The following is a 6,863-nucleotide window of genomic DNA, read 5'->3' as shown; positions in this document are numbered from 1 at the left end:
TTTATATATTTTGGAAGGGTAGCGAAGAGGCTAAACGCGGCGGACTGTAAATCCGCTCCTTCGGGTTCGGGGGTTCGAATCCCTCCCCTTCCATTTTACGGGCATAGTTTAAAGGTAGAACTAAGGTCTCCAAAACCTTCAGTGTGGGTTCAATTCCTACTGCCCGTGTTAATAGAATTATGGCGGGTGTGGTGAAGTGGTTAACACACCAGATTGTGGCTCTGGCATGCGTGGGTTCGATCCCCATCACTCGCCTATTTTATATTATTGGGGTATAGCCAAGCGGTAAGGCAAGGGACTTTGACTCCCTCATGCGTTGGTTCGAATCCAGCTACCCCAGTTACTATTTGCCGGCGTGGCGGAATTGGCAGACGCGCTGGACTCAAAATCCAGTGTCCGCAAGGACGTGCCGGTTCGACCCCGGCCGCCGGTATAGTAAAGAGCTAAGGAACGTAGTTAATCTTCGTTCCTTTTTTATATTATTTTTGCTATAATTATAGTTATTCAAATTTTATTTAGATTAAGAAAGTGTAGGATAGTATGTCTCGTTCTATCGATTTATTAAAACATCGGTATTTGAAAAATATTAAAGAAAATCCTAAATTGTTTATTGGAGTTGAGCTGGAATATCCTGTTGCAAATTTAGAAGGGGATGCTACAAATGTTGAAGTTATTAAGAACTTATTCAGATACTTAGTTTCCACTTTGGATTTCACTGTAGAAAAGGTAGATTATTTAGGATGTCCTATCCAGTTAGTGGATCAGATAAGTCAGGATGCTATTTTATTTGAAGTTTCCTATACAACGATTGAGTTTGCATTTGGTAAGGCCGAAACAATTCAGGAGGTCGAAAATCGTTTTAATAATTATATGGATGTAATTCAGAGAAAATTAGGCGAATCCAATCATGCTATCGTTGGCTGCGGTATTCATCCTGACTGGGATAAAAATGAGAATTGTCCAGTGGCTTATCCACGCTATCAGATGTTGATGGATTATTTGAATTTGAGTAGAAATGTTACTAAATCAGATTTACATCATTTCCCTGAATACGGAGCGTTTATTTGTGGGAGTCAGGTTCAGTTGGATGTTTCAAAGTCTAACTACTTACGAGTGATTAATGCTTTTACCCAAATTGAAGGGGCTAAGGCTTATTTATTTGCAAACTCTGAGTTTACAGGTGTGGATTGGGATACAAAAATCTCAAGAGATATTTTCTGGGAAGAATCGATGCATGGTATCTATCCAGAGAATGTTGGTGTCAATGCTAGCCTCTTTAAAGATGAGGATGATTTTTTTGATTATCTAGATCATTCTGCAATTTTTACTGCGGGACGTGATGGACAAACCTATTATTTTTATCCGATTCAGGCTAGGGACTATTTGGCTACACCTGAAATCCAAGCATTTTCTCTTAATGGGGATGATATTCTTATTTCCCCTCAAGAGAAAGATTTTGAAACTCATCGTAGTTATCAGTACCAAGACTTAACGACTCGCGGAACAGTTGAGTTTCGTAGTGTGTGTACTCAATCTCTAGATAGAACCTTCGCTTCAGCAGCTTTTCACTTAGGATTGTTGGTTAATTTAGATAAGTTAGAAGATTACTTAGAAACAGCACCTTTCTTTGAAGCATTTGGGAGAAATTATAAGTCTTTAAGACGACAATTTTCTAAGAAAAAGCTTACAGATCAGGAAGAAACTGCGATTATAGAGTTTTCAAAAAACTTACTTCTGTTAGCTGAGGAAGGATTGAAGATGAGAAATAAGCAAGAAATGACCTATTTACAGCCTTTGAAAGAAGAATTGGGACTATAATTTCTATTATAAAAGGAGAATTTTCTGAAAAATCATGATATAATGGATGAGACTATAGATAAAGGATAGAGAGTAATGACATTAGTTTATCAATCAACGCGTGATGCCAACAATACAGTAACTGCTAGTCAAGCAATTTTGCAAGGTTTGGCAACGGATGGTGGTTTGTTTACCCCGCTTACTTACCCAAAGGTAGATTTGGACTTTGACAAATTGAAAGATGCTTCTTACCAAGAAGTGGCTAAGTTAGTTTTGTCAGCATTTTTAGATGACTTTACAGCCGAGGAGTTGGACTACTGTATCAACAATGCCTATGATAGCAAATTTGATACTTCAGCTATCGCGCCATTAGTGAAATTAGACGGTCAATACAACCTGGAACTTTTCCATGGTTCAACGATTGCTTTTAAAGATATGGCCTTGTCTATCTTGCCATACTTTATGATAACAGCTGCTAAGAAACATGGTTTGGAAAATAAGATTGTCATCTTGACAGCGACATCTGGTGATACAGGGAAAGCTGCTATGGCAGGATTTGCGGATGTGCCTGGTACTGAGATTATCGTCTTTTATCCAAAGGATGGTGTCAGCAAGGTACAAGAGTTGCAAATGACTACTCAGACTGGCGACAATACTCATGTTATCGCCATTGATGGTAACTTTGATGATGCCCAAACAAATGTGAAGCATATGTTTAATGATGTGGCTCTTCGTGAAAGATTGGCTGCAAACAAGTTGCAATTTTCATCTGCAAACTCTATGAATATTGGTCGTTTGGTGCCACAGATTGTTTATTATGTTTATGCCTACGCTCAGTTGGTTAAGACTGGTGAGATTGTGGCTGGTGATAAGGTCAACTTCACAGTACCAACAGGAAACTTTGGAAATATCTTGGCTGCCTTTTATGCCAAACAAATCGGCCTACCAGTTGGCAAATTAATCTGTGCTTCAAATGACAACAATGTTTTGACAGACTTCTTCAAGACACGTGTTTACGACAAGAAGCGTGAGTTTAAGGTAACAACTAGTCCATCTATGGATATCTTGGTATCTTCAAACTTGGAGCGTTTGATTTTCCATCTTTTGGGTAATGATGCGGTTAAAACAGCTGAACTCATGAATGCCTTGAACAAGCAAGGACAATATGAGTTGACAGACTTTGATGCAGAGATTCTTAACCTCTTTGCAGCTGAATATGCGACTGAGGAAGAAACAGCGGCAGAAATCAAGCGTGTTTATGAGTCAGATTCTTATATCGAGGATCCACATACGGCGGTTGCCTCGGCAGTTTATAAGAAATACCAAGTGGCTACTGACGATGTTACTAAGACAGTGATTGCTTCAACAGCTAGTCCTTACAAGTTCCCAGTGGTTGCAGTCGAAGCAGTAACAGGAAAAGCAGGCTTAACTGACTTTGAAGCTTTGGCTCAATTGCATGAAATCTCAGGAGTGGCTGTGCCATCAGCAGTTGATGGCCTTGAAACAGCGCCAGTTCGTCACAAGACAACTGTGGCGGCTGCGGATATGCAAGCAGCGGTTGAGGCTTATTTAGGACTTTAAGACGGAAGGAGTAAACTCGGTTGGGAAACCAACTGAGTTTCTTTTCATCAGGAGGAAGGATTGTTTAAGAAAAATAAAGACATTCTTAATATTGCTTTGCCAGCTATGGGCGAAAACTTTTTGCAGATGCTCATGGGAATGGTGGACAGTTACTTGGTAGCCCATTTGGGCTTGATAGCCATTTCGGGTGTATCAGTAGCTGGCAATATTATCACGATTTACCAGGCGATTTTCATCGCTCTGGGAGCTGCTATTTCCAGTGTTATTTCAAAAAGTTTGGGGCAGAAGGATCAATCTATGCTAGCATATCATGTGACTGAGGCCTTGAAGATTACATTATTATTAAGTTTCCTTTTGGGATCTTTGTCCATCTTCGCTGGGCAAGAGATGATAGGACTTTTGGGGACGGAGAGAGATGTAGCTGAGAGTGGTGGACTCTATCTATCTTTGGTAGGCGGATCAATTGTTCTCTTAGGTTTAATGACTAGTCTGGGAGCCTTGATTCGTGCAACGCATAATCCACGTTTGCCCCTTTATGTTAGTTTTTTATCCAATGCCTTGAATATTCTTTTTTCAAGTCTAGCTATTTTTGTTCTGGATATGGGGATAGATGGTGTTGCTTGGGGGACTATTCTGTCTCGTTTGGTTGGTCTTGTGATTTTGTGGTCGCAATTAAAGATGCCTTTTGAGAAACCGACTTTTGGTTTAGATAAGGAACTATTGACATTGGCTTTGCCAGCAGCTGGAGAGCGGCTTATGATGCGGGCTGGTGATGTCGTGATCATTGCCTTGGTCGTTTCTTTTGGAACGGAGGCAGTGGCGGGAAATGCGGTCGGAGAAGTCTTGACCCAGTTTAACTATATGCCTGCTTTTGGTGTTGCGACAGCGACGGTCATGCTGGTAGCTCGAGCAGTTGGAGAGGATAATTGGGAAAGAGTAGCTAGTTTGAGCAAGCAATCCTTTTGGCTTTCTCTGCTTCTCATGTTGCCCTTGACCTTCAGTATCTATGCCTTGGGTGTACCACTAACTCATCTCTATACGACTGATCCTCTAGCGGTTGAGGCTAGTGTTCTAGTGACACTGTTTTCACTACTTGGTACTCCTATGACGATAGGAACAGTCATCTATACAGCAGTCTGGCAGGGTTTGGGCAATGCTCGGCTTCCCTTTTATGCGACAAGTATAGGAATGTGGTGTATCCGTATTGGAACAGGGTATCTGATGGGGATTATTCTTGGTTGGGGCTTGCCTGGTATTTGGGCTGGAACCCTTTTGGATAATGGTTTTCGTTGGTTATTTCTACGTTACCGTTACCAGCGTTATATGAGCTTGAAAGGATAGGAAATGCAAAAAACAGCTTTTATTTGGGATTTAGACGGGACTTTATTGGACTCTTACGAAGCGATTTTGTCAGGGATTGAGGAAACTTTTGCTCAGTTTTCTATTCCTTATGATAAGGAGCAGGTGAGAGAGTTTATCCTCAAGTTTTCTGTGCAGGATTTACTTGTGCAGGTGGCGGAAGAGAGAAAACTAGATGTGGAAGTGCTAAATCAGGTGCGTGCTCAGAGTCTGGCTGAAAAGAATGCCCAGGTAGTCTTAATGCCAGGTGCGCGTGAGGTGTTGGATTGGACAGACCAAGTAGGGATTCGGAACTTTGTTTACACTCATAAGGGAGACAATGCTTTTTCCATTCTAAGAGACTTGGGGTTGGAGTCCTATTTCACTGAGATTTTAACCAGTCAGAGTGGCTTTGCGCGCAAGCCTAATCCGGAAGTGGCTATCTATCTGTTAGACAAGTATCAGTTGGATCCTGAGAAAACCTATTATATAGGGGATCGGACTCTGGATGTGGAATTTGCCCAGAATAGTGAGATTCAAAGTATCAACTTTTTAGAGTCGACTTATGAAGGAAATCACAGGATTCAAGCGTTAGCAGATATTTCCCGTTTTTTTAAGGCTGAGCGATAAAAAGATTGTGTCAGTTTTGTGACAGAGACCTAACAAACTATTTCAAGTAACCGAGTTTGTTACAAGGAATAGACAGTTCTGTTAAATAGGCCCGAGAGGGCTTTTTTTCTGCATTTTTTGTGTTATCATAGACAGGTACTCATTTGAAAGGAATTTGAAAGAATGAAGAAAAGAATATTATTAGCGTCAACAGTAGCCTTGTCATTTGCCTCAGTATTGGCAACCCAAGCAGAAGAAGTTCTTTGGACTGCACGTAGTGTTGAGCAAATTCAAAATGATTTGACTAAAACGGACAACAAAACAAGTTATACCGTTCAGTATGGTGATACCTTGAGCACCATTGCAGAAGCCTTGGGTGTAGATGTCACAGTTCTTGCGAATTTGAATAAAATCACTAATATGGACTTGATTTTCCCAGAAACTGTTTTGACAACGACTGTCAATGAAGCAGAAGAAGTAACAGAAGTTGAAATCCAAACTCCTCAAGCAGATTTCAGTGAAGAAGCGACAACTGCGACAGCAGATTTGATAACCAATCAAGTAACCGTTGATGATCAAACTGTTCAAGTTGCAGACCTTTCTCAATCGATTGCAGAAGCGCCAAAAGAGGTAGAAACTACAAGTACAAAAGAAGTAGTAACAAATTCAGAAGTTGCAGAGACAGTTGCTACTGCAGAAGAAGTCGTGCTATCTACAGGAACCTCTGTTTCAGAGGAGCAAACAGCCAAAACAAGCAGTCCAGTTGAAGAAGCAACTCCTCAGGCAACGACTCCAGCTGAGAAAGATGAAACTCAAGCAAGCCCACAAGCTGTTTCAACAGTGGAAGAAACTACAACTCCAGTAGAAGAAACAGCAACCGAAACAACTGCAACAAGTTCAGAAGAAGCAAAAGAAGTAGCATCATCAAGTGAAGCTACAGAAGCAGTTTCTACTTATCAACCAGAAGAGACGAAAACAGCTTCAGCAACTTACGCGGCTCCAGCTGCGCCCGATTATGCTGGACTTGCGGTAGCGAAATCTGAAAATGCAGGTCTTCAACCACAAACAGCTGCCTTTAAAGAAGAGATTGCCAACTTGTTTGGTATCACATCCTTTAGTGGTTACCGTCCAGGAGATAGTGGAGATCACGGAAAAGGTTTGGCTATCGATTTTATGGTACCAGAAAGCTCAGAACTAGGGGATAAGATTGCGGAATACGCTATTCAAAACATGGCCAGCCGTGGAATTAGTTATATTATCTGGAAACAACGTTTCTATGCTCCATTCGATAGCAAATATGGACCAGCTAATACTTGGAATCCAATGCCAGACCGTGGTAGTGTGACAGAAAACCACTATGACCACGTTCACGTTTCAATGAATGGATAAACCAGACTTGGTAATATCATTTTGACGAATGAGATATAGCTTTCGTGATAGGAAGAGAGTCTCGTTCGTTTTTTGTTTATCAATTTGAATGGGAAGTTACCATTTTGTAATGATTGAAGCATGATTCTTGCAATTTATTTTACTTTATA

5 protein-coding genes and 5 tRNA genes are annotated in these 6,863 nt (G+C 40.9%); all 10 read left to right on the top strand.

Translation table 11 applies throughout. The features are described 5' to 3' along the window. The first annotated feature begins 12 nt into the window (after nucleotides 1-12). The 10 genes from HMPREF1048_RS08145 to HMPREF1048_RS08100 all read left to right on the top strand — a co-directional run bounded on the left by HMPREF1048_RS08145 (nucleotide 13) and on the right by HMPREF1048_RS08100 (nucleotide 6,714). Nucleotides 13-93 (top strand) — tRNA-Tyr (locus tag HMPREF1048_RS08145). Between the two features lie 4 nt (nucleotides 94-97). Continuing rightward, nucleotides 98-168: transfer RNA gene (locus HMPREF1048_RS08140), tRNA-Trp, on the top strand. A 14-nt stretch (nucleotides 169-182) separates the two neighbouring features. Beyond that, a tRNA-His gene (locus tag HMPREF1048_RS08135) sits at nucleotides 183-255 on the top strand. Nucleotides 256-268: 13 nt separating this feature from the next. After that, nucleotides 269-340, top strand: a tRNA-Gln gene (locus tag HMPREF1048_RS08130). Between the two features lie 9 nt (nucleotides 341-349). Next, nucleotides 350-433: transfer RNA gene (locus HMPREF1048_RS08125), tRNA-Leu, on the top strand. 107 nt (nucleotides 434-540) lie between these two features. Continuing rightward, entirely contained in the window at nucleotides 541-1,818 is a 1,278-nt protein-coding gene (locus tag HMPREF1048_RS08120) for a glutamate-cysteine ligase family protein (RefSeq protein WP_000091379.1), read from the top strand. A gap of 75 nt (nucleotides 1,819-1,893) precedes the next feature. Next, complete coding sequence (gene thrC / locus HMPREF1048_RS08115; RefSeq protein ID WP_000177127.1) at nucleotides 1,894-3,378, top strand: threonine synthase; 1,485 nt, start codon at nucleotides 1,894-1,896, stop codon at nucleotides 3,376-3,378. A 60-nt stretch (nucleotides 3,379-3,438) separates the two neighbouring features. Next, the gene (locus HMPREF1048_RS08110) at nucleotides 3,439-4,719 is read left to right on the top strand and encodes an MATE family efflux transporter (RefSeq protein ID WP_000473991.1); all 1,281 of its coding nucleotides are present in this window, start codon (nucleotides 3,439-3,441) and stop codon (nucleotides 4,717-4,719) included. A gap of 3 nt (nucleotides 4,720-4,722) precedes the next feature. Next, on the top strand, nucleotides 4,723-5,346 hold the full coding sequence (locus HMPREF1048_RS08105; protein ID WP_001172838.1) for an HAD family hydrolase: 624 nt from the start codon (nucleotides 4,723-4,725) through the stop codon (nucleotides 5,344-5,346). A gap of 162 nt (nucleotides 5,347-5,508) precedes the next feature. Further along, the gene (locus tag HMPREF1048_RS08100; RefSeq protein WP_000746065.1) at nucleotides 5,509-6,714 is read left to right on the top strand and encodes a LysM peptidoglycan-binding domain-containing protein; all 1,206 of its coding nucleotides are present in this window, start codon (nucleotides 5,509-5,511) and stop codon (nucleotides 6,712-6,714) included. The last annotated feature ends 149 nt before the right edge of the window (nucleotides 6,715-6,863 follow it).

Origin of the sequence: Streptococcus mitis SK575 (assembly GCF_000257865.1) — a bacterium.
In the GTDB taxonomy this organism is placed as follows: Bacteria; Bacillota; Bacilli; order Lactobacillales; family Streptococcaceae; genus Streptococcus; species Streptococcus mitis_CQ.
This window is presented reverse-complemented; position numbering and strand designations above follow the sequence as displayed.

Excerpts from the sequence above, each read along its gene's own strand:
- HMPREF1048_RS08120 (WP_000091379.1), top strand. The coding sequence starts at position 541 with ATGTCTCGTTCTATCGATTTATTAAAACATCGGTATTTGAAAAATATT.
- thrC (WP_000177127.1), top strand. The coding sequence starts at position 1,894 with ATGACATTAGTTTATCAATCAACGCGTGATGCCAACAATACAGTAACT.
- HMPREF1048_RS08105 (WP_001172838.1), top strand. The coding sequence starts at position 4,723 with ATGCAAAAAACAGCTTTTATTTGGGATTTAGACGGGACTTTATTGGAC.
- HMPREF1048_RS08100 (WP_000746065.1), top strand. The coding sequence starts at position 5,509 with ATGAAGAAAAGAATATTATTAGCGTCAACAGTAGCCTTGTCATTTGCC.